At 60.0% G+C, this 440-nt stretch carries 1 protein-coding gene; it reads right to left on the bottom strand.

The genetic code is table 11. The annotated features are described in order from the left end of the window. Window positions 1-440, bottom strand: a 440-nt coding sequence (locus F7231_RS27095) for a putative Ig domain-containing protein (protein WP_208295707.1), incomplete at both ends; no start/stop codon positions are given.

Below are 440 nucleotides of genomic sequence, written 5' to 3'. Positions count from 1 at the left end.
GCACAGGTGGGAGCCGTCAGCTTATCGCAGATCTGGTAGACCAGCGTATAGGTGCCCGGCACCGTGCCTGTGGCGACACTAATCGACCCAGTGTTGGTGTTCAGCGTGATGCCCGATGGGTACGTGCCTACCGGTGAGACCTCAGCGTTGAGGCCCAGCACAGCCGGCACACCATTAATAATATCGTTGGTAGCGACGTTTGGGATGGCGGTGCCCCCCGCGCCCGCTGAAGCCAGACCAGCGTCGTCTACAGCGATCACGCTGGGTGAGACCGTGACGATAGCCAGCGCTGTAGCACAGGTAGCTGGTGAGAGTTTGACACAGAGTTGGTAGACTAACGTATAGGTACCCGGAGCAGTGCCCGTGGCCACGCTAATCGAGCCTGTTGCGGGATCCAGGGTGATACCTGCGGGATACGTACCTACCGACGCAACCGTAGC

It is taken from the genome of Fibrivirga algicola (genome assembly GCF_011742925.1).
Taxonomy (GTDB): Bacteria; Bacteroidota; Bacteroidia; order Cytophagales; family Spirosomataceae; genus Fibrella; species Fibrella algicola.
This window is presented reverse-complemented; position numbering and strand designations above follow the sequence as displayed.